This is a genomic window from Klebsiella sp. 64 (assembly GCF_018223915.1).
Classification (GTDB): Bacteria; Pseudomonadota; Gammaproteobacteria; order Enterobacterales; family Enterobacteriaceae; genus Klebsiella; species Klebsiella pneumoniae.
On sequence record NZ_JAGRQZ010000011.1, the window covers coordinates 1 to 19,624 of the forward strand.

Genomic DNA, 19,624 nt, shown 5'->3' on the forward strand with positions numbered 1-19,624 from the left:
ATGGGCTTTTTGCGTTTCTGTCGTTCGGCCAGCGTGCCGGCATGTCCCCCCGGTGGCGCTGCGCTTGCCGGGGCTACGGATCCGACACGGGGCTACGTCCCTGTGGCCGGACAAGGTGCGCAGCACCGCCTCCGGGAAAATCCCTCCTATATCACCGTCGATAAATGACTATTGCCTCTCTAACCAACTCACAATAAATGTCGCGATCTGTGGTACATCATTTAAATCCAGCAGCGGAAGTGAGGTCGCGATCGATACATCGCTGGCCACGGCGATGGTATGCTCATCAATTACCAGCTCTTCTACACGATGGCCGCTGTTTTGCCGAAAAAGCAGGATCTTCGGCACGGGTTCATGTTTGAACCCCTCCACTAAAACCAGGTCCAGTTTGCTGGCATCCATTCGACTGACCAGCCACGTGAGATCTAATTCCGGCTTCTCTGGCGTCTCGGTCATCAATGCCCACCGCTGTTCGCTGGCGACAATAGTTTGCGCAGCGCCCGCCTTACGCAGTTCATAGCTATCTTTGCCCGGCTTATCCACGTCCATATCATGATGGGTGTGCTTTATCAGTCCCGGGCGTAATCCTAGAGCGCAAAGCTCAGGGATAAGACGCTTTAATAATGTTGTTTTTCCGGTACCGCTCCATGCGGCGATCGCCAGTAATGGGATCATGATGGCTCCTGCATCTGCTGCAAATCTTCGAGCGTATTTACATTAATGAAAGCAGTTTTCACATCGCTGAAATTCACCGGGCGCCCACCCATTTGTCGCATAAAAACCATCACCCTGCGCTCTCCATGTGCCAGATAAGCCTCCAGTTCCGGAATGATTTGACGATGAACTAATGCAACGGCAGGATGATCCCGTTCGCCGTCATGGGCCCAAACGACCGGTGCGTCCCCTCTCTGCTGGATAAAGCGCTCCACCAAAAAGGACGGAATGAACGGCGTGTCGCAGGGGCAAAAAACAAACCATGGGCTCGCGACCTGCTGCATCACAGCAAGCATTCCGGCCAGCGGCCCCTGATAACCCTCCTGTATGTCTCGAAAGACCGGATATCCGCTGGCACGCCACTGTTCAAGATGACGATTGGCGCTAATGACTAACTCATCTACCTGCGGGGCTAATGCTTCCGCGACGTGTCGCCAGAGAGGGCGACCATTTAGCGCCTGTAATCCTTTATCAATGCCGCCCATCCGCGTGGCCCTGCCGCCCGCCAGCACGACGCCGGTTATCGCCTCGCTTTGCATATGAATATCGCCTCTTTCATTGTGGGATTGACCCTGTTAACTTGTCCCTATCAAGAGTAAGGAGCATGACCATGAAATGTAAACGTCTGAATGAAGTAATTGAACTCCTCCAGCCAGCCTGGCAAAAAGAGCCTGAACTGAACCTGATGCAATTTTTGCAGAAGCTGGCGAAAGAGGCCGGCTATGATGGCGAACTGAGCGATCTTTCCGACGATATTCTGATCTATCACCTGAAGATGCGCGACTCTTCCAAAGATGCTGTCATCCCGGGTATTCAGAAGGATTATGAAGAGGACTTTAAAACCGCGCTGCTGCGCGCCCGCGGGGTAATAAAAGAGTAAAAGGTTGTAAGCGCTACCGCGTAAAGTGCAATGAGATGATATCCTGAACTATTCGTACGATTATCGGATGTCAGGATGCACGATAAGGCTTTTACTTTTCAGACGCTTCGCCCGGATACCATTATCGATGGGTTATTCGATCTGGGTATGCGGGTGGACTCCGGTCTCACCCCGCTAAACAGCTATGAGAACCGCGTTTATCAGTTCCAGGACGAAGAGCGCCATCGCTATGTGGTAAAGTTCTATCGTCCTGAGCGCTGGTCCGCAGAACAGATCCTTGAAGAACACCAGTTTGCGCTTCAGCTTGTAGAAGATGAAGTGCCCGTTGCTGCGCCGCTCTTATTTAATGACAGCACGCTTCATCAGCATCAGGGATTCTACTTTGCCGTTTTCCCAAGCCTTGGCGGTCGTCAGTTCGAAGCGGATAACCTTGATCAGATGGAATGGGTTGGCCGCTATCTGGGGCGCCTGCACCAGACGGGCTGCAAACAGCGCTTTACTGCCCGCCCGGAAATTGGCGTGCAGGAGTACCTGCTGGAACCGCGTCAGGTGTTTGAGCAGGCGACGCTGATCCCCTCTGGCCTGAAGGCCGATTTCCTGAAGGCGACCGATAAACTCATTGCTGCCGTCATGGAGCAATGGCACGGCGGTGGGAACACGTTGCGCCTGCACGGTGACTGCCATGCCGGTAATATCCTCTGGCGCGACGGACCACTGTTTGTCGACTTAGACGATGCGCGTACCGGCCCGGCGATTCAGGATCTGTGGATGCTGCTCAACGGCGATAAGGCTGAACAGCGTATGCAGCTGGAGACTATTGTCGAGGCCTATGAGGAATTCAGCCCCTTTAACAGCGATGAAATCGCGCTGATTGAACCTTTACGCGCTATGCGACTGGTTTATTATCTGGCGTGGTTGCTCAGACGCTGGGACGATCCCGCTTTCCCGGTCAATTTCCCCTGGTTAACCGGGGAGGATTACTGGCGGGGGCAGACGTCGACTTTTCTTGAGCAGGTGAAGGTTCTACAGGAACCCCCGCTTCAGTTAACGCCAATGTATTAATGTGATATATCCAGGAGAGAGTAAATCATGAAAAAAGTTTGGCTGGCGCTGGCTGGTATGATTCTGGCTTTTAGTGCATCCGCTGCCCAGATCACCGACGGCAAGCAGTACATCACCCTTGATAAGCCGATTGCTGGCGAGCCGCAGGTGCTCGAGTTCTTTTCGTTCTACTGCCCGCACTGCTACCAGTTTGAAGAAGTGCTGCATGTCTCTGACAATGTGCGCCAGAAACTGCCGGAAGGCACTAAAATGACCAAATACCACGTTGAGTTCCTGGGTCCGCTGGGCAAGGATCTGACGCAGGCATGGGCGGTGGCCATCGCGCTGGGCGTTGAAGACAAAATTACTGCGCCGATGTTCGAAGCCGTGCAGAAAAACCAGACTGTGCAGAGTGTGGCTGACATTCGTAAAGTGTTTGTCGACGCTGGCGTGAAAGGGGAAGACTACGATGCCGCATGGAATAGCTTCGTGGTGAAATCTCTGGTCGCTCAGCAAGAGAAAGCGGCAGCCGATCTGCAGCTGCAGGGCGTACCGGCTATGTATGTTAATGGTAAATACCAGCTGAATCCGCAGGGGATGGACACCAGCAATATGGATGTCTTCGTCGCTCAGTATGCGGATACCGTGAAGCAACTGGTAGAGAAGAAATAAAAAAAACGCCGGTCACTGACCGGCGTTACTTTATCTGTTTTGCAATAGCTACCGTTCTTTGTCCCTCATGATGTCAGTCAACTGACGGTCTTTCTCTTCCCATAGGCCATTCAGCCAGCGCTGGAAGCTGCGCTTAAAGTTCTTATCGTTAACGTAATCGCCGTGCAGCTCTTCGCCAATAGGGACCAGATTGATACGGACCACAATGCGCGTCAGGCGGCCGCTTAACATATCGTAAAATGGTCTTGTATGATTATCCGGGTAGCACAGCGTGACGTTCAGCAGTTTATCGAACTGCGAACCGAGTACGTTGAGCGCCATGGCGATACCAGCGGCTTTCGGCGGTAACAGGTTGTGGTAAGGAGAGCGCGTTTCGCGCTTTTTTTCTTCGGTAAAACGCGAGCCTTCCACAAAATTGACGATAGTCGTCGGATGCGCGCGAAATTTTTCACACGAACGGCGGGTGGTTTCGACATCTTTACCGCGGCGCTCCGGGTGACGAATAAGATAGCTGCGCGAGTAGCGGCGCATAAAAGGCATATCCAGCGCCCAGCAGGCGAGGCCAATGAAGGGTACCCACGCCAGCTGTTGTTTAAGGAAGTACTTATTCATCGGAATATGCTTGCGGAACAGCACGCACAGCACCACGATGTCTGCCCAGCTGTGGTGGTTGCTGATCAGCAGATACCAGTTCTTTTTGTTCAGGCCTTCCAGACCCTGGACGTCCCATTTTAGCCAGGGATTGAGATGCAACAGCAGCGCCAGCCCTTCGCACCAGCAGTACATCATAAAATTGCAAAAAACGGATATAGAGCGCCATACCGCTGGAATGGGGACCAGCAGTTTAATCAGCCCGGCGACGATGATCGGTACAGAGCAGATAATGGTGACTAAGATGGTTAAGGCGATACTCAGCGGAAGTGTTATCGCAGCGAGTAATCTCGACATAGTTAGTTTATTCAGAAAGTTAGGCTGACAAAGAGCGCCTTTAAGCTGCGCAAGAGGCTGATTTTACCAGAAAACGCGGCAAATGACGGGTCTTACCAGAACAGAAAAAAACAAGGATCTTCTATCCACATGGAAGATTAGGTCATCAAATTAATGCCAGGATCGTTGATCTGTTTTTAAGTGGTTGATAAATAGTAAATAATACTATTTATTCATTTATTTTCAGGGGCGGATAAGCTGACGTTGTAAAACTATACACAAAGTTATCCACAAGCTAAGTTGTCGCGCGATCGCGACGATCGTTGAATCTTTTCCGCGAATTGCGGGAAAAATTCAGGATTTCATGCCCGTCTGTGGCATCCTTTATCCATAATCTGATAAACAGGCACGGAAATTATGGTTCAGATCCCAGAAAACCCTCTCATCCTCGTTGACGGCTCCTCCTATCTTTATCGGGCGTATCATGCGTTTCCGCCGCTGACTAACAGCGCAGGGGAGCCCACCGGGGCTATGTACGGCGTACTGAATATGCTGCGCAGTTTGATACTGCAGTATCAACCGACTCATGCCGTCGTGGTCTTTGATGCGAAAGGGAAAACCTTCCGTGATGAATTGTTCGAGCATTACAAATCTCACCGCCCGCCGATGCCGGACGATCTGCGCGCGCAGATTGAGCCGTTGCATAAGATGGTGAAAGCGATGGGGCTGCCGCTGATGGCTGTCCCGGGCGTCGAAGCTGACGATGTGATTGGCACCCTGGCGCGGGAAGCGGAAAGGGCAGGTCGCCCAGTCCTGATCAGCACCGGCGATAAAGACATGGCCCAGCTGGTGACGCCGGGCATCACCCTGATCAATACCATGACCAACACTATCCTCGGACCGGATGAGGTGGTTACTAAGTACGGCGTCCCGCCGGAGCTGATTATTGATTTCCTGGCGCTGATGGGCGACTCCTCGGATAACATTCCCGGCGTGCCGGGCGTGGGCGAAAAGACCGCCCAGGCGCTGCTGCAAGGCCTCGGCGGCCTTGATACGCTGTATGCGGAACCGGAGAAGATCGCTGAACTGAGCTTCCGCGGCGCGAAAACGATGGCGGCGAAGCTCGAGCAGAACAAGGACGTGGCTTATCTCTCTTATCAGCTGGCGACCATCAAAACCGACGTCGAGCTGGAGCTCACCTGTGAAGAGCTGGAGGTGCAGCCGCCGGCGGCAGACGATCTGCTGGCGCTGTTCAGACAGTATGAGTTTAAGCGCTGGACTACCGACGTTGAGGCCGGAAAATGGCTGCAGGCTAAGGGGGGCAAACCGGCTGCGAAACCTGCAGCGCCTGCAGCAGCGGCAGAAGCGGAAGAAGAGGTTGAAGCCGCTACTGCACTTTCAGCAGAGCATTATGTCACTATCCTTGATGAGGCTACGCTGCTCACCTGGATCGATAAGCTGAAGCAGGCGCCGCTCTTTGCCTTTGATACGGAAACCGACAGCCTGGATAACATCTCCGCCAACATGGTTGGTCTTTCATTCGCTGTTGAGCCGGGCGTGGCCGCCTATGTCCCGGTAGCGCATGATTACCTTGATGCGCCGGATCAGATCCCGCGCGAGCGCGTGCTGACGCTGCTTAAACCGCTGCTGGAGGATGAGAAGGTGCTCAAGGTCGGGCAAAATCTCAAATACGATCGCGGCATTTTGGCTAATTACGACATTGAGCTGCGCGGGATTGCGTTCGATACCATGCTCGAGTCTTACATTCTCGACAGCGTGGCGGGCCGCCACGATATGGACAGTCTTTCCGACCGCTGGCTGAAACATAAAACCATTACCTTCGAAGAGATCGCTGGCAAGGGTAAGAATCAGCTCACCTTTAACCAGATTGCGCTGGAAGAGGCTGGTCGCTACGCGGCGGAAGATGCCGACGTTACGCTCCAGCTGCATCTGAAGATGTGGCCGAAGCTACAGCAGCATGAAGGCCCGCTGAATATCTTCCAGCACATTGAAATGCCGCTGGTGCCGGTGCTGTCTCGCGTTGAGCGCAACGGCGTTAAAATCGACCCCGCCGTGCTGCATGCGCACTCGCAGGAAATTGCCCAGCGCCTGGTTGAGCTGGAGCAGCGAGCACATGAGATCGCCGGGGAAGCGTTTAATCTCTCCTCCACCAAACAGCTGCAAACGATCCTGTTTGAAAAACAGGGTATCAAGCCGCTGAAGAAGACGCCGGGCGGTGCGCCGTCCACCTCTGAAGAGGTGCTGGAAGAGCTGGCGCTCGATTATCCGTTGCCGAAAGTGATTCTGGAGTATCGTGGGCTGGCGAAGCTGAAGTCGACCTATACCGATAAGCTGCCGCTGATGATTAACCCCAAAACGGGCCGCGTGCATACCTCCTATCATCAGGCGGTCACCGCCACCGGCCGTTTGTCGTCTACCGATCCAAACCTGCAAAACATTCCGGTGCGTAACGAAGAAGGGCGCCGTATTCGCCAGGCGTTTATCGCGCCGGAAGATTACGTCATTGTCTCGGCGGACTACTCGCAAATCGAGCTGCGCATTATGGCGCACCTGTCGCGGGATAAAGGCCTGCTGACCGCCTTCGCGGAAGGGAAGGATATTCACCGGGCGACGGCGGCTGAAGTATTTGGCTTACCGCTGGACAGCGTCAGCAGCGAACAGAGGCGCAGTGCGAAAGCCATCAACTTCGGTCTGATCTACGGCATGAGCGCCTTTGGCCTGGCCCGCCAGCTGAACATCCCGCGTAAAGAAGCGCAGAAGTACATGGATCTTTATTTCGAACGTTATCCGGGCGTCCTGGAGTATATGGAGCGCACCCGCGCACAGGCGAAGGAGCAAGGGTATGTTGAAACGCTGGATGGCCGTCGACTCTATTTGCCGGATATCAAGTCCAGCAATGGCGCTCGTCGTGCCGGCGCGGAGCGTGCGGCGATTAACGCCCCGATGCAGGGGACGGCTGCGGATATTATCAAGCGGGCGATGATTGCCGTTGATGAATGGCTGCGGAGCGAGAAACCTCGCGTGCGGATGATCATGCAGGTTCACGATGAACTGGTCTTTGAAGTGCATAAGGATGAGCTCGATGCCGTATCGAAAAAAATCCACGAACTGATGGAGAACAGTACTACGCTGGCGGTACCGTTGCTGGTGGAAGTGGGCAGCGGCGAAAACTGGGATCAAGCGCACTAAGTATACAAAGCGCAACGCGATTTTCTGTAAGTAAGCAACATAACTTATAGAGTTTTGTGAGGATCATTTGAATTTGCTATGTACATAGTGAAAAAAAACTACAAAAAATGCTTTATCCGTGAGCGAAAGAAGAGTAAAGTTATTCGCGTAGGGTACAGAGGTAAGATGTTCTATCTTTCAGACCTTTTACTTCACGTAATCGGATTTGGCTGAATATTTTAGCCGCCCCGGTCATTTATGACCGGGGCGTTTTTTATTGCGCGAAAGAAAAGTTTTACGCTGTGAAAACAACGTAGTATGAACGTCCGGATAGGGCGCTACGCGCCGTTATCCGGAAAAAGCGGGGGTTACTCGGCGTCTTCGACGGCTTCTTGCGGCGGGATTTCGTTAAACCAGCTATCCAGCTTCTGTCGCAGCTTATCGACGCCAGATTTTTTCAGCGAAGAGAAGGGTTCAACCTGGACATCGCCATTGAAGGCCAGTACCGCTTCACGCACCATATTCACTTGCGCTTTACGCGCGCCGCTGGCGAGCTTATCGGCTTTGGTGAGCAGTACCAGCACCTGAATATCGCTCTCTACCGCCCATTCGATCATCTGCTGATCGAGATCTTTAAGCGGATGACGTATGTCCATCAGCACCACGAGACCCTTCAGGCACAGACGTTTTTCCAGGTATTCCCCCAGCGCGCGCTGCCACTTGATCTTCATCTCTTCGGGTACTTGCGCATAACCATAGCCGGGCAGGTCGACAAGGCGCTTGCCCTCAGCGACTTCGAACAGGTTAATCAGCTGCGTACGCCCCGGGGTTTTGGAGGTACGCGCCAGGTTCTTCTGATTAGTCAGCGTATTCAGCGCGCTGGATTTTCCCGCGTTGGAGCGGCCGGCGAACGCCACTTCAATACCGGTATCGGCAGGAAGATGGCGGATATCTGGCGCGCTAGTGACAAAGTGCGTCAGTTGATAATTCCAGTTGGTCAAGACGGTCGTCTCCGTTAAAACAGGCTATGGCAGGGATTATACCTGAACAGCAGAAAAAGGCTGTTTTTACCGCACGCCGTTCCTGTAAGTAAAAACCATATGGTTTGTGAGACATTGACTATTCTTTGTATAGGACATACCTGAGGAAAATAAGACAAAACATATTTAAAATATTGAAAATTAATCAATTATAGAAATAGAGAATTCTGAAAATAGATTTTTAACTGCCAGACTGGTTGTCGATTTTTGTCAACAAGGTAAAGTAATACACAACGGCGGGGATGCTGAAAGGATTAGGACTCAGGACGAGGAGTCAGGAAGCGCCAGGAGGCGAAGACCACAGGATAGTCAGGATGACGCGCGTCTTGGAGACGTTTTACAGGGAAAAGGAAGAAACAGGGACCGTTGGACGCTAAGGGAAAGACAGGGTGAGTCGTTAGCGAACAGGGAAAGAAGCGCCCGTTAAGGGTGGTCAGTGAGGAAAAAGGCGACAGAGTAATCTGTCGCCTTTTTTCTTTGCTTGCTTTCTGCTAGATTCCGCCTCAATTCTATACTGAATACTACTGTCTGAAGATTACACATCATGAAAAAACCGACATCCGCCACCCGTGGCAAATCCGGCCGCAAGTCGCGTGAAGAGTTAAATCAGGAAGCTCGCGATCGCAAACGGCAGAAGAAACATCGTGGCCACGCGGCAGGCAGTCGCGCGAACGGCGGCGATGCGGCTTCAGCGGGTAAAAAACAGCGTCAGGCGCAAGATCCGCGCGTGGGTAGCAAAAAACCGATCCCGCTGGGCGTGAGCGAAAGCAGCGCTCCAGCCCCCAAGCAGCATAAACCAAAGAGCGAGAAACCTATGCTTTCACCGCAGGCTGAGCTGGAGTTGCTGGAGAATGATGAGCGCCTGGACGCGCTGCTGGAACGTCTGGAAGAGGGCGGCACCCTGAATGCTGAAGAGCAGAGCTGGGTGGACGCCAAACTGGATCGCATTGATGAGCTGATGCAGCAGCTCGGCCTCTCTTACGATGATGAAGATGAAGAAGAGGAAGAGCGTCAGGAAGATATGATGCGTCTGCTGAAGGGTGGAAACTAACATTTGCATCCCATCGGATTCCCGGTACTCCTTATAATCCTTCTGGTTATATGTTATCTGCTGTGGTTATTCGTTAAACTACGACGGTTGTCGCGGCGTCAGAAATGGCTGCGCAACCGGCTCATGACCCGCGGTGCGGTGGGGCCGGGACGGCGTACCCGTCGGCGGCACCATCGGAAGGAGTGAGCATGTCTGAGCAGATAATCGACTGGGATCTGGCCCTGATCCAGAAATATAACTATTCCGGGCCGCGCTATACCTCGTATCCCACCGCGCTGGAGTTTTCACCGCAATTTGGCGCGGCGGAATTCGATGCCGCTGTGGCCCGTTACCCACAGCGTCCCCTGTCGCTGTACGTGCATATCCCGTTTTGCCATAAGCTGTGTTATTTCTGCGGCTGCAATAAGATAGTCACCCGCCAGCAGCATAAGGCCGATCAATATCTCGATGTCCTTGAGCAGGAGATCATCCACCGCGCGCCGCTGTTTGCCACTCGCCAGGTGAAGCAACTGCACTGGGGGGGCGGCACGCCAACTTATCTCAATAAGGCGCAAATCAGTCGCCTGATGGATCTGTTGCGCAGCCATTTCCATTTCAGCGCGGAAGCCGAGATCTCCATAGAGGTCGATCCGCGTGAGATCGAACTGGATGTCCTCGATCATTTACGCGCTGAGGGTTTCAACCGCCTGAGTATGGGCGTACAGGACTTCAATAAAGAGGTTCAGCGTCTGGTTAACCGTGAGCAGGACGAAGCGTTCATCTTTGATTTGCTCAACCATGCGCGGGAGATTGGTTTTACCTCGACCAATATCGACCTCATTTATGGCCTGCCGAAGCAAACGCCGGAGAGCTTCGCCTTTACCCTGCAAAAGGTCGCCGAGCTCAATCCTGACCGCCTGAGCGTGTTTAACTATGCGCATCTGCCCACGCTCTTTGCCGCTCAGCGGAAGATTAAAGATGCCGATCTGCCCTCCGCTGAGCAGAAGCTGGAGATCCTGCAGGAAACCATCGGCTCGCTGACGACGGCAGGCTATCAGTTTATCGGCATGGACCATTTCGCCCGTCCCGATGATGAATTAGCGGTCGCGCAACGTCACGGCGTACTGCATCGTAATTTCCAGGGCTACACCACTCAGGGCGATACCGATCTGCTGGGGATGGGCGTTTCGGCGATCAGCATGATTGGCGACAGCTACGCCCAGAACCAAAAAGAGCTCAAGCAGTACTACCAGCAGGTAGCAGAGCAAGGGAACGCCCTGTGGCGCGGGATCGCGTTAACTCGCGATGACTGTCTGCGTCGCGACGTGATTAAAGCGTTGATCTGTAACTTCCAGCTGGATATCGCGGCGGTCGAGGCGCAGTGGGACGTGGATTTTGTGTCTTATTTCGCCGAGGATCTGAAGCTGCTGGCGCCGCTGGCGCATGACGGGCTGGTGGCTGTGGATGATAAGGTCATTCAGGTGACGGCGAAAGGCCGCCTGCTGATCCGCAACATCTGTATGTGCTTTGATGCCTACCTACGGCAAAAGGCCCGGATGCAGCAGTTCTCACGGGTTATTTAATATTTTCCCCCTCTCCCGCAGGAGAGGGGGAACAATTAGCTGAACAGCCCGACCAGCGCAGCGCACAGCACGGCAGCGACTGCCGTTTGTGGCGTGTGACTCGCAGCGGCGCCGCTCGATATCATACTCACCAGTGATTCAAACATGATGCTCTCCCCTAATGCCGGGCACGATCATACTCAACTCATCGGAACAGTAAAGTACAAAATAGCAGCACTTTGCGCCGATCGGCTATTTTTCATCATGCTGTTGAACCCTACTCCATACCCAACTCTTTTAGCTTACGCGTCAGGGTATTACGTCCCCATCCCAGCAGGCGCGCAGCCTCCTGCTTGTGCCCCTGAGTATGGCGCAGGGCGGTCGTTAGCAGCGTGCGCTCCATTTCGGGTTGCGCTTCTGAGAGCAGGTTTTGATGACCGGATCGCAACGCCCGATCGGCCCACTGACCCAGCAGCGTAGCCCAGCTGTCAGGCTGCATCTGCGTTGGGCTATCAGGAATCGTGGTCTCAAACAGTTCGCTCGGCAGATCCTGCGTCAGCACCTCCTGGCCGGCGGCCATGACGGTGAGCCAGCGACAGGTGTTTTCCAGCTGACGGACGTTGCCTGGCCACGCCAGGCGGGTCAGCGCTGTCTCCGTTTCCGGATGCAGCTGTTTGGCTTCAACGCCGAGCTCGCGGGCGGCTATCTGCAGAAAATGGCGGGCCAGGCGTGGAATATCTTCCCGGCGCTCACGCAGCGGCGGTAAATGCACCCGGATGACGTTCAGGCGGTGGAACAAATCTTCACGAAATTTCCCCTCCTGCACGCGCTGTTCCAGGTTCTGGTGGGTAGCGGCGATGATCCGCACATCGACCTTCACCGGCGCGTAACCGCCCACGCGATAAAACTGACCATCCGCCAGCACGCGCAGCAGACGAGTCTGGACATCAAGCGGCATATCGCCAATTTCATCCAGGAACAGCGTACCGCCGTCAGCCTGTTCAAAGCGACCCTGACGGACGGTATTGGCGCCGGTAAAGGCTCCTTTTTCATGGCCGAACAGCTCGGACTCAATCAGGTCCTTGGGGATCGCCGCCATATTCAGCGCGATAAACGGCGCTTTTGAGCGTGGACTATGGCGATGCAGGGCATGTGCGACAAGCTCTTTACCGGTACCGGATTCGCCATTGATCAGCACGCTGATGGATGAGCGCGACAGGCGGCCAATAATGCGAAAGACATCCTGCATAGCTGGCGCTTCGCCGATGATGTCGGCAGTTGGGCTACTTATCGGCGCATTTCGCGGCTGCTGCTGCTCTTGATAGTGGCTTATCGCCCGGTCGACGAGGGCGACGGCTTCATCGATATCAAAAGGTTTGGGCAAATAATCAAAAGCGCCCTGCTGATAAGCGCTGACCGCGGCGTCCAGATCGGAATGCGCGGTCATTATGATGACCGGAAGCATTGGATGGCGCTGCTTAATCTGTTTGAGCAGCGCCAGACCATCCATTCCCGGCATACGGATATCTGACAGCAGTACATCCGGGGTTTTGGTGGTGAGGGCATCTAGCACCTCATTGCCGCTTTCGAACGTTGTGCAGCTCAAGCCGGCTCCGGTGAGCGCGCGTTCAAGCACCCAGCGGATGGAGCTATCGTCATCAACGATCCAGGCTATCCCTCGTTGCATAAACACCTCTACTTCCGAATAGGCAGGTATACCGAAAATTCGGTATGACCCGGCCAGCTGGTGAATTCAATTTTGCCGGAGTGCTGATCGATAAGGCTACGGGCGATAGATAAGCCCAGGCCGGTACCGCCTTCGCGGCCGCTGACCATCGGATAGAACAGCGTATCCTGGAGATGGGGCGGAATACCCGGGCCATTATCTTCAACGTCGATGCGGGCGGCGAGGCGATAACGCACCCCGTGCAGCGTCAGCTGGAAAGCGGTGCGGGTGCGAAGAATAATTTCGCCCCCTTCCGGCCCCAGCGCCTGCAGCGCATTACGGACGATGTTCAGCAACACCTGTTCAATTTGATCCGGGTCGTGGGGTAGCTCTGGTAGGCTGGGGTCGTAATCGCGGATCAACTTCACGTTGTCCGGCAACTCCATGGAAACCAGTTTAACTACCCGTTCGGCGACTTTGTGGATGCTTTCGGTAACGTGCATGCCCGGATGCTGTGGTCCGAGCAGGCGGTCGACCAGATTTCTTAGCCGGTCGGCCTGCTCAATGATCACTTTGGTATATTCCGTTAGCGCCGGGTCGGGCAGCGCTTTGCTGAGCAGCTGGGCCGCGCCGCGCAGGCCGCCTAACGGGTTTTTTATCTCATGCGCCAGGCCGCGGACGAGGTCGCGAGCGGCGACCTGCTGCGCATGCTGCAGCTGCTCCTGGCTCAGGCGGCGCTGATTATCCATCGGCGCCATTTCCAGCAGAATAAAGCCTTCCGGCAGCCGCTGGGCGGTCAACGACAGGATGTGCGAACGGCCATCGATAACCAGCGTCACTTCGTTATCGGTAAACCCCTGGCCCGCCTGCAGACTCTCCTGCATCAGCCCGATATTCAACGAAAAATAGCTCAACAGCTCAGGTAATGGGGTGCCAAACAGTTTGCGCGAGCTCTGCGCCAGCAGCTGCTGCGCCGCAGGGTTGGCAAAGTGCACCGCCAGGTCATCATCGACCAGTAAAATACTGTTGATAAGGGAGTTAAGGATCTGCCCAGCATCGGGCAGTGTGCCTGTTGCCATTCGACAGTCTCCTGAAAATGAGTGCACCAATTTAGTGCAGTATAGCTTTTTATCGGTAAAAAGCTCGCGAGATCAGCGTGTTGGTGGAGAAAAAAGCCCATCCTGAGATGGGCTGAAAGTTTCCACGGCAACAAAATATCCCGGGCATCTCGCGCCACAACACGACATACCCTGGATTTACAGCAAAATTAGACGCTGTAGTACAGTTCGAACTCAACCGGATGCGGAGTCATGCGTACGCGGTCGTTCTCTTCCATACGCAGGGCGATGTAGGCATCGATAGCGTCATTGGTGAACACGCCGCCAGCGGTCAGGAACTCGCGGTCAGCATCCAGGGCCTGCAGGGCTTCTTCCAGAGAACCGGCAACCTGCGGGATCTCTTTCGCTTCTTCCGGCGGCAGGTCATACAGGTTTTTATCCATTGCTTCGCCCGGATGGATTTTGTTCTTGATACCATCAAGGCCAGCCATCAGCAGCGCCGCAAAGCACAGGTACGGGTTGGCAGCCGGGTCCGGGAAGCGCACTTCGATACGACGCGCTTTCGGAGAGGTCACCACCGGAATACGGATAGAGGCAGAGCGGTTACGGGCAGAGTAAGCCAGCATAACCGGCGCTTCGTAACCCGGGACCAGACGCTTGTAGGAGTTGGTGGTCGGGTTCGCCAGGGCGTTGATGGCTTTAGCGTGTTTGATTACGCCGCCGATGTAGAACAGCGCCTGCTCAGACAGACCGGCGTATTTGTCGCCGGAGAACAGGTTGGTACCGTTTTTCGCCAGAGACATATGGCAGTGCATGCCGGAGCCGTTGTCGCCGAACATCGGTTTCGGCATAAAGGTCGCGGTTTTACCAAAGCGGTGAGCGACGTTGTGAACAACGTATTTGTAAATCTGAATTTCATCCGCTTTTTTGGTCATGGTATTGAAGCGGGTTGCCACTTCGTTCTGACCTGCGGTTGCTACTTCATGGTGATGGGCTTCAACAACCAGACCCATCTCTTCCATGATCATACACATGGTGGAACGGATGTCCTGAGAAGAGTCTACTGGCGGAACCGGGAAGTAACCCCCTTTCACGCCCGGACGGTGACCTTTGTTACCGCCTTCGTATTTGGTGGAGGAGTTCCACGCACCTTCAATGTCATCGATCGCGACATGGGAGCCCGAGATAGAGGCGCCAAAACGGATGTCGTCGAACAGGAAGAATTCTGGTTCTGGCCCGAACAGGACGGTATCAGCGATGCCGGTGGCGCGCAGGTACTCTTCAGCGCGTTTCGCGATGGAGCGCGGGTCACGGTCATAGCCCTGCAGGGTGCCTGGCTCGAGGATATCGCAGCGGATGATCAGGGTCGGTTCTTCGTAGAACGGGTCAATGACCGCGGTGGACGCGTCCGGCATCAGGACCATGTCAGATTCGTTGATACCTTTCCAGCCACCAATCGAGGAGCCATCAAACATTTTGCCTTCTTCGAAGAATTCGGCATTTACCTGATGAGACGGAATCGTGACGTGCTGTTCTTTACCTTTGGTATCGGTGAAGCGCAGATCGACAAACTTCACTTCGTGCTCGTTCAGCATCGTCAAAACGTGTTCAGCGGACATACTTAAACTCTCCCGGATTGGTCATTGTCGTCGTGGTAACGAAAACTTCATACTGCTTAAAAGTGGCGTTGTTGCCTTAAAAAATATAAAGCGAAATCTGTGCCAACTTTTAAATGCCCTATAAAACGCTGTATCATGCGCACCATAGTGCAAAAGGACTGCACCATGATGGAGATAATGCACCAAAATAGTGCTTCAGTGTGAACATTGAGCACCATTTTGGTGCAATTTTTGTTACGGTGCCCTTTTATCGCTCCGTGAAAGCGGTCACAAAGAAACTCTGCAATACTTGTTTGCGGAGGATGTTTGTGATCCTGTTCAGTCCTTCGCTTAATACGTGTACAATAACGCGCTATTTCTAATGCCTGAGGCAAAGTTGTGATCGAAAATCTGCGTAATATCGCCATCATCGCGCACGTTGACCATGGTAAAACTACCCTGGTTGACAAGCTGCTACAGCAATCCGGTACGTTCGACGCACGTACTGAAGCACAAGAACGTGTGATGGACTCCAACGATTTGGAGAAAGAGCGTGGGATTACCATCCTCGCGAAAAACACCGCAATCAAATGGAATGATTACCGTATCAACATCGTTGATACCCCAGGGCACGCCGACTTCGGAGGTGAAGTTGAGCGTGTTATGTCCATGGTTGACTCTGTGCTGCTGGTGGTAGATGCCTTTGATGGCCCGATGCCGCAAACGCGCTTCGTGACCAAAAAAGCTTTTGCCCACGGTCTGAAGCCGATCGTGGTCATCAACAAAGTTGACCGCCCGGGCGCGCGTCCGGACTGGGTTGTCGATCAGGTGTTCGACCTGTTCGTTAACCTCGATGCGACCGACGAACAGCTGGACTTCCCGATCGTTTACGCGTCCGCGCTGAACGGTATCGCGGGTCTGGATCACGAAGACATGGCTGACGACATGACCCCGCTGTACCAGGCGATTGTCGATCGCGTGCCGGCGCCGGACGTTGATCTTGACGGTCCGCTGCAGATGCAGATCTCCCAGCTGGACTACAACAACTACGTTGGTGTTATCGGCATCGGCCGCATCAAGCGCGGTAAAGTGAAGCCGAACCAGCAGGTCACTATCATCGATAGCGAAGGCAAAACCCGTAACGGTAAAGTCGGTAAAGTGCTGACTCACCTGGGTCTGGAGCGAATTGAGAGCGACGTAGCTGAAGCTGGCGACATCATCGCGATCACCGGTCTGGGCGAGCTGAACATCTCCGACACCATCTGCGACCCGCAGAATGTCGAAGCGCTGCCGGCCCTGTCCGTTGATGAGCCGACCGTTTCCATGTTCTTCAACGTCAACACCTCTCCGTTCTGCGGTAAAGAAGGTAAGTTCGTTACCTCTCGCCAGATCCTGGACCGTCTGAATAAAGAGCTGGTGCACAACGTGGCGCTGCGCGTTGAAGAAACCGAAGACGCTGATGCGTTCCGCGTTTCCGGCCGTGGTGAACTGCACCTGTCCGTTCTGATTGAAAACATGCGTCGTGAAGGTTTCGAGATGGCGGTTTCCCGTCCGAAAGTTATCTTCCGCGAAATCGACGGCCGTAAACAAGAGCCGTTCGAGAACGTGACGCTGGACGTCGAAGAGCAGCATCAGGGTTCTGTCATGCAGGCGCTGGGCGAGCGTAAAGGCGACCTGAAAAACATGAATCCGGACGGTAAAGGCCGCGTACGTCTCGACTACGTGATCCCAAGCCGCGGTCTGATCGGCTTCCGTTCAGAGTTCATGACCATGACCTCCGGTACCGGTCTGCTGTACTCCACCTTCAGCCACTACGACGACGTTCGTCCGGGCGAAGTGGGCCAGCGTAACAACGGCGTACTGATCTCCAACGGTCAGGGTAAAGCGGTAGCGTTCGCGCTGTTCGGTCTGCAGGATCGCGGTAAGCTGTTCCTCGGCCACGGCGCTGAAGTTTACGAAGGCCAGATCATCGGTATTCACAGCCGTTCCAACGACCTGACGGTAAACTGCCTGACCGGTAAGAAACTGACCAACATGCGTGCGTCTGGTACTGACGAAGCCACGGTTCTGGTTCCGCCGGTTAAGATGACCCTGGAGCAGGCTCTGGAGTTCATCGATGACGACGAACTGGTAGAAGTTACTCCGACCTCTATCCGTATCCGTAAACGTCACCTGACCGAGAACGACCGTAAACGCGCGATGCGCGGTGCAAAAGAAGAGTAATTTTTTCTTCTTGTTGTTCGCTAAACCCCGCCTCTCCGGCGGGGTTTCTTTTTTTCATTCCTGCATCACACGCCAATAGTCAAATCCAGCCTTTCCCGCTAAAGTTAATTTTCCACGGCGCGGAAGGAGACAAAAATGCTCTATATCTTTGATTTAGGTAATGTGATTGTCGACATTGACTTCAACCGGGTATTGGGAGCCTGGAGCGATTTAACCCGCATCCCGCTGGCGACGCTGAAGCAGCATTTCACCATGGGTGAGGCTTTCCATCAGCATGAGCGCGGCGAGCTCAGCGATGAAGACTTTGCCGCCGCCATGTGCCATGAAATGAATATGCCCCTCAGCTATGAACAGTTTGCTCACGGCTGGCAGGCGGTGTTTGTCGCGCTGCGCCCGGAGGTGATTACCATCATGCATAAACTTCGTGCCCAGGGGCATCGGGTGGTGGTGCTCTCCAATACCAATCGTCTGCACACCACGTTCTGGCCCGATGAATACCCGGAAGTGCGCGCGGCCGCCGATCGCATTTATCTGTCGCAGGAGATGGGATTGCGTAAGCCTGAAGCGCAAATTTATCTTCGAGTACTGGAAGAAGAGGGGTTTTCCGCCGCAGATACGGTCTTTTTTGATGATAACGTCGATAATATAGCAGGGGCCAACCGGTTGGGGATCACCAGTATCCTGGTGACTGGTAAGGAGACCATCCCTGACTATTTCGCGAAACAGCTATGCTAAAAACCGTTCATCAAAAATTACTCCACCATACCCGGCCGCTGCTGGCGTGGCTAAAGCTGCTGTGGCGGCGCATTGATGAAGACCATATGACCACTCTGGCGGGGAACCTCGCCTATGTGTCATTACTGTCCCTGGTGCCGCTGATTGCCGTCGTGTTCGCGCTGTTTGCGGCCTTTCCTATGTTCTCCGAAGTCAGCGTGCAGATCCGTCATTTTATCTTCGCCAATTTTATTCCGGCGACCGGGGATGTAATCCAGGGATATATCGAGCAGTTCGTGGCCAACTCCAGCCGCATGACCGCCGTAGGCGCCTTTGGCCTGATCGTCACCTCGCTGCTGCTGATGTACTCGATCGACAGCGCGCTAAACACCATCTGGCGCAGCACGCGCAGCCGCCCCAAAGTTTATTCCTTTGCCGTTTACTGGATGATCCTGACCCTCGGCCCGCTGCTGGCGGGCGCCAGCCTGGCGATCAGTTCCTATCTGCTGTCGCTGCGCTGGGCAAGCGACCTGGACGGCGTAATTGATAATCTGCTCCGCCTATTTCCGCTGATCCTCTCCTGGGCAGCGTTCTGGCTGCTCTATAGTATTGTACCGACTACCCAGGTACGTAACCGCGACGCGGTGATCGGGGCGCTGGTGGCGGCGCTGCTGTTTGAGGCAGGTAAAAAGGCGTTTGCCCTCTATATCACCACCTTTCCGTCCTATCAGCTAATTTATGGCGTGATTTCGGTGGTGCCGATTTTGTTCGTCTGGGTGTACTGGACCTGGTGTATCGTCTTGCTTGGCGCTGAAATTACTGTCACTCTCGGTGAATACCGCAAACTTAAAACAGAAGAAACAGAACAACCATGATTGCATTAATTCAACGCGTATCCCGTGCAAGCGTTACCGTGGCGGACGAGGTGACGGGCGAAATTGGCCCGGGGCTTCTGGTGCTGCTGGGCGTCGAGAAAGACGATGATGAACAAAAGGCGAATCGCCTTTGTGAACGCGTGCTGGGCTACCGCATCTTCAGCGATGCGGAAGGGAAAATGAACCTGAATGTCCAGCAGGCGGGCGGCAGCGTGCTGGTGGTTTCGCAATTTACGCTGGCGGCCGATACCGAGCGGGGGATGCGACCGAGCTTCTCGAAAGGCGCTGCCCCTGACCGCGCTGAGGCGCTGTATGAGTATTTCGTCGCCCGCTGTCGCCAGCAGGAAATGCACACCCAGACCGGAAGATTCGCTGCGGATATGCAGGTTTCTTTGGTCAATGATGGTCCCGTGACCTTTTGGTTGCAGGTATGAC

General features: G+C 54.3%; 18 protein-coding genes. 10 read left to right on the forward strand and 8 right to left on the reverse strand.

Translation table 11 applies throughout. The annotated features are described in order from the left end of the window. Positions 1-168 precede the first annotated feature (168 nt). Both mobB and mobA read right to left on the reverse strand, forming a co-directional pair. Positions 169-675 (reverse strand): molybdopterin-guanine dinucleotide biosynthesis protein MobB, encoded by a 507-nt coding sequence (gene mobB / locus KHQ23_RS08650; RefSeq protein WP_002882596.1) that lies wholly within the window; start codon positions 673-675, stop codon positions 169-171. Further along, complete coding sequence (gene mobA / locus KHQ23_RS08655) at positions 672-1,253, reverse strand: molybdenum cofactor guanylyltransferase MobA (protein WP_004178039.1); 582 nt, start codon at positions 1,251-1,253, stop codon at positions 672-674. The genes mobB and mobA overlap by 4 nt, the downstream gene beginning before the upstream one ends. A 71-nt stretch (positions 1,254-1,324) precedes the next feature. Between mobA and KHQ23_RS08660 the strand changes: the two genes are divergently transcribed. The 3 genes from KHQ23_RS08660 (at position 1,325) to dsbA (ending at position 3,307) form a co-directional block, all read left to right on the forward strand. After that, positions 1,325-1,594, forward strand: a complete 270-nt coding sequence (locus KHQ23_RS08660) for a YihD family protein (protein WP_002882612.1) — start codon at positions 1,325-1,327, stop codon at positions 1,592-1,594. A 75-nt stretch (positions 1,595-1,669) separates the two neighbouring features. Next, positions 1,670-2,656: a serine/threonine protein kinase gene (locus KHQ23_RS08665; RefSeq protein ID WP_047694017.1), complete on the forward strand. Its 987-nt coding sequence runs from the start codon at positions 1,670-1,672 to the stop codon at positions 2,654-2,656. Positions 2,657-2,683: 27 nt separating this feature from the next. Further along, positions 2,684-3,307 (forward strand): thiol:disulfide interchange protein DsbA, encoded by a 624-nt coding sequence (dsbA, locus tag KHQ23_RS08670; protein ID WP_004146224.1) that lies wholly within the window; start codon positions 2,684-2,686, stop codon positions 3,305-3,307. A gap of 48 nt (positions 3,308-3,355) precedes the next feature. Here dsbA and KHQ23_RS08675 read toward each other — a convergent pair whose 3' ends face one another. Continuing rightward, positions 3,356-4,255, reverse strand: coding sequence for an acyltransferase (locus tag KHQ23_RS08675; protein ID WP_004150336.1), 900 nt, complete (start codon positions 4,253-4,255; stop codon positions 3,356-3,358). A 396-nt stretch (positions 4,256-4,651) separates the two neighbouring features. On the opposite strand from KHQ23_RS08675, the gene polA reads away from it, so the two are divergent. Further along, positions 4,652-7,444, forward strand: a complete 2,793-nt coding sequence (polA, locus tag KHQ23_RS08680) for a DNA polymerase I (protein WP_004895180.1) — start codon at positions 4,652-4,654, stop codon at positions 7,442-7,444. Positions 7,445-7,791: 347 nt separating this feature from the next. Here polA and yihA read toward each other — a convergent pair whose 3' ends face one another. Continuing rightward, positions 7,792-8,424: a ribosome biogenesis GTP-binding protein YihA/YsxC gene (gene yihA, locus KHQ23_RS08685; RefSeq protein WP_002882734.1), complete on the reverse strand. Its 633-nt coding sequence runs from the start codon at positions 8,422-8,424 to the stop codon at positions 7,792-7,794. Between the two features lie 583 nt (positions 8,425-9,007). Here yihA and yihI point away from each other — a divergent pair. Both yihI and hemN read left to right on the forward strand, forming a co-directional pair. After that, entirely contained in the window at positions 9,008-9,514 is a 507-nt protein-coding gene (gene yihI / locus KHQ23_RS08690; RefSeq protein ID WP_002882743.1) for a Der GTPase-activating protein YihI, read from the forward strand. Between the two features lie 188 nt (positions 9,515-9,702). Further along, a complete protein-coding gene (gene hemN, locus KHQ23_RS08695; protein WP_038991308.1) occupies positions 9,703-11,076 on the forward strand; it encodes an oxygen-independent coproporphyrinogen III oxidase in 1,374 nt (457 codons plus the stop codon). 35 nt (positions 11,077-11,111) lie between these two features. On the opposite strand, the gene KHQ23_RS08700 is transcribed toward hemN, so the two are convergent. From KHQ23_RS08700 to glnA, 4 genes are all read right to left on the reverse strand, one after another. Then, positions 11,112-11,222: a YshB family small membrane protein gene (locus KHQ23_RS08700; RefSeq protein WP_004152951.1), complete on the reverse strand. Its 111-nt coding sequence runs from the start codon at positions 11,220-11,222 to the stop codon at positions 11,112-11,114. A 110-nt stretch (positions 11,223-11,332) separates the two neighbouring features. After that, positions 11,333-12,742, reverse strand: a complete 1,410-nt coding sequence (gene glnG / locus KHQ23_RS08705; protein ID WP_002882749.1) for a nitrogen regulation protein NR(I) — start codon at positions 12,740-12,742, stop codon at positions 11,333-11,335. An 8-nt stretch (positions 12,743-12,750) separates the two neighbouring features. Continuing rightward, positions 12,751-13,800 (reverse strand): nitrogen regulation protein NR(II), encoded by a 1,050-nt coding sequence (gene glnL, locus KHQ23_RS08710; protein WP_004146229.1) that lies wholly within the window; start codon positions 13,798-13,800, stop codon positions 12,751-12,753. 188 nt (positions 13,801-13,988) lie between these two features. Then, a complete protein-coding gene (glnA, locus tag KHQ23_RS08715; protein WP_002882753.1) occupies positions 13,989-15,398 on the reverse strand; it encodes a glutamate--ammonia ligase in 1,410 nt (469 codons plus the stop codon). 378 nt (positions 15,399-15,776) lie between these two features. On the opposite strand from glnA, the gene typA reads away from it, so the two are divergent. From typA to dtd, 4 genes are all read left to right on the forward strand, one after another. Then, positions 15,777-17,600 carry a ribosome-dependent GTPase TypA gene (typA, locus tag KHQ23_RS08720; protein WP_002882755.1) on the forward strand — a complete coding sequence of 608 codons (1,824 nt, stop codon included), beginning with the start codon at positions 15,777-15,779 and terminating at the stop codon, positions 17,598-17,600. A 135-nt stretch (positions 17,601-17,735) separates the two neighbouring features. Further along, entirely contained in the window at positions 17,736-18,335 is a 600-nt protein-coding gene (gene yihX / locus KHQ23_RS08725) for a glucose-1-phosphatase (protein ID WP_004151865.1), read from the forward strand. Next, entirely contained in the window at positions 18,329-19,189 is an 861-nt protein-coding gene (locus KHQ23_RS08730; RefSeq protein WP_004146232.1) for a virulence factor BrkB family protein, read from the forward strand. The genes yihX and KHQ23_RS08730 overlap by 7 nt, the downstream gene beginning before the upstream one ends. Beyond that, positions 19,186-19,623 carry a D-aminoacyl-tRNA deacylase gene (dtd, locus tag KHQ23_RS08735; RefSeq protein ID WP_002882809.1) on the forward strand — a complete coding sequence of 146 codons (438 nt, stop codon included), beginning with the start codon at positions 19,186-19,188 and terminating at the stop codon, positions 19,621-19,623. Before KHQ23_RS08730 ends, dtd begins: the two co-directional genes overlap by 4 nt. The last annotated feature ends 1 nt before the right edge of the window (position 19,624 follow it).

What these genes read in the sequence shown, in the direction of transcription:
- hemN (WP_038991308.1), top strand. Translation starts at nt 9,703, where the DNA reads ATGTCTGAGCAGATAATCGACTGGGATCTGGCCCTGATCCAGAAATAT.
- glnG (WP_002882749.1), bottom strand. Translation starts at nt 12,742, where the DNA reads ATGCAACGAGGGATAGCCTGGATCGTTGATGACGATAGCTCCATCCGC.
- dsbA (WP_004146224.1), top strand. Translation starts at nt 2,684, where the DNA reads ATGAAAAAAGTTTGGCTGGCGCTGGCTGGTATGATTCTGGCTTTTAGT.
- KHQ23_RS08700 (WP_004152951.1), bottom strand. Translation starts at nt 11,222, where the DNA reads ATGTTTGAATCACTGGTGAGTATGATATCGAGCGGCGCCGCTGCGAGT.
- polA (WP_004895180.1), top strand. Translation starts at nt 4,652, where the DNA reads ATGGTTCAGATCCCAGAAAACCCTCTCATCCTCGTTGACGGCTCCTCC.
- KHQ23_RS08730 (WP_004146232.1), top strand. Translation starts at nt 18,329, where the DNA reads ATGCTAAAAACCGTTCATCAAAAATTACTCCACCATACCCGGCCGCTG.
- glnL (WP_004146229.1), bottom strand. Translation starts at nt 13,800, where the DNA reads ATGGCAACAGGCACACTGCCCGATGCTGGGCAGATCCTTAACTCCCTT.
- KHQ23_RS08675 (WP_004150336.1), bottom strand. Translation starts at nt 4,255, where the DNA reads ATGTCGAGATTACTCGCTGCGATAACACTTCCGCTGAGTATCGCCTTA.
- KHQ23_RS08665 (WP_047694017.1), top strand. Translation starts at nt 1,670, where the DNA reads ATGCACGATAAGGCTTTTACTTTTCAGACGCTTCGCCCGGATACCATT.
- yihX (WP_004151865.1), top strand. Translation starts at nt 17,736, where the DNA reads ATGCTCTATATCTTTGATTTAGGTAATGTGATTGTCGACATTGACTTC.
- mobB (WP_002882596.1), bottom strand. Translation starts at nt 675, where the DNA reads ATGATCCCATTACTGGCGATCGCCGCATGGAGCGGTACCGGAAAAACA.
- mobA (WP_004178039.1), bottom strand. Translation starts at nt 1,253, where the DNA reads ATGCAAAGCGAGGCGATAACCGGCGTCGTGCTGGCGGGCGGCAGGGCC.
- KHQ23_RS08660 (WP_002882612.1), top strand. Translation starts at nt 1,325, where the DNA reads ATGAAATGTAAACGTCTGAATGAAGTAATTGAACTCCTCCAGCCAGCC.
- dtd (WP_002882809.1), top strand. Translation starts at nt 19,186, where the DNA reads ATGATTGCATTAATTCAACGCGTATCCCGTGCAAGCGTTACCGTGGCG.
- yihI (WP_002882743.1), top strand. Translation starts at nt 9,008, where the DNA reads ATGAAAAAACCGACATCCGCCACCCGTGGCAAATCCGGCCGCAAGTCG.
- glnA (WP_002882753.1), bottom strand. Translation starts at nt 15,398, where the DNA reads ATGTCCGCTGAACACGTTTTGACGATGCTGAACGAGCACGAAGTGAAG.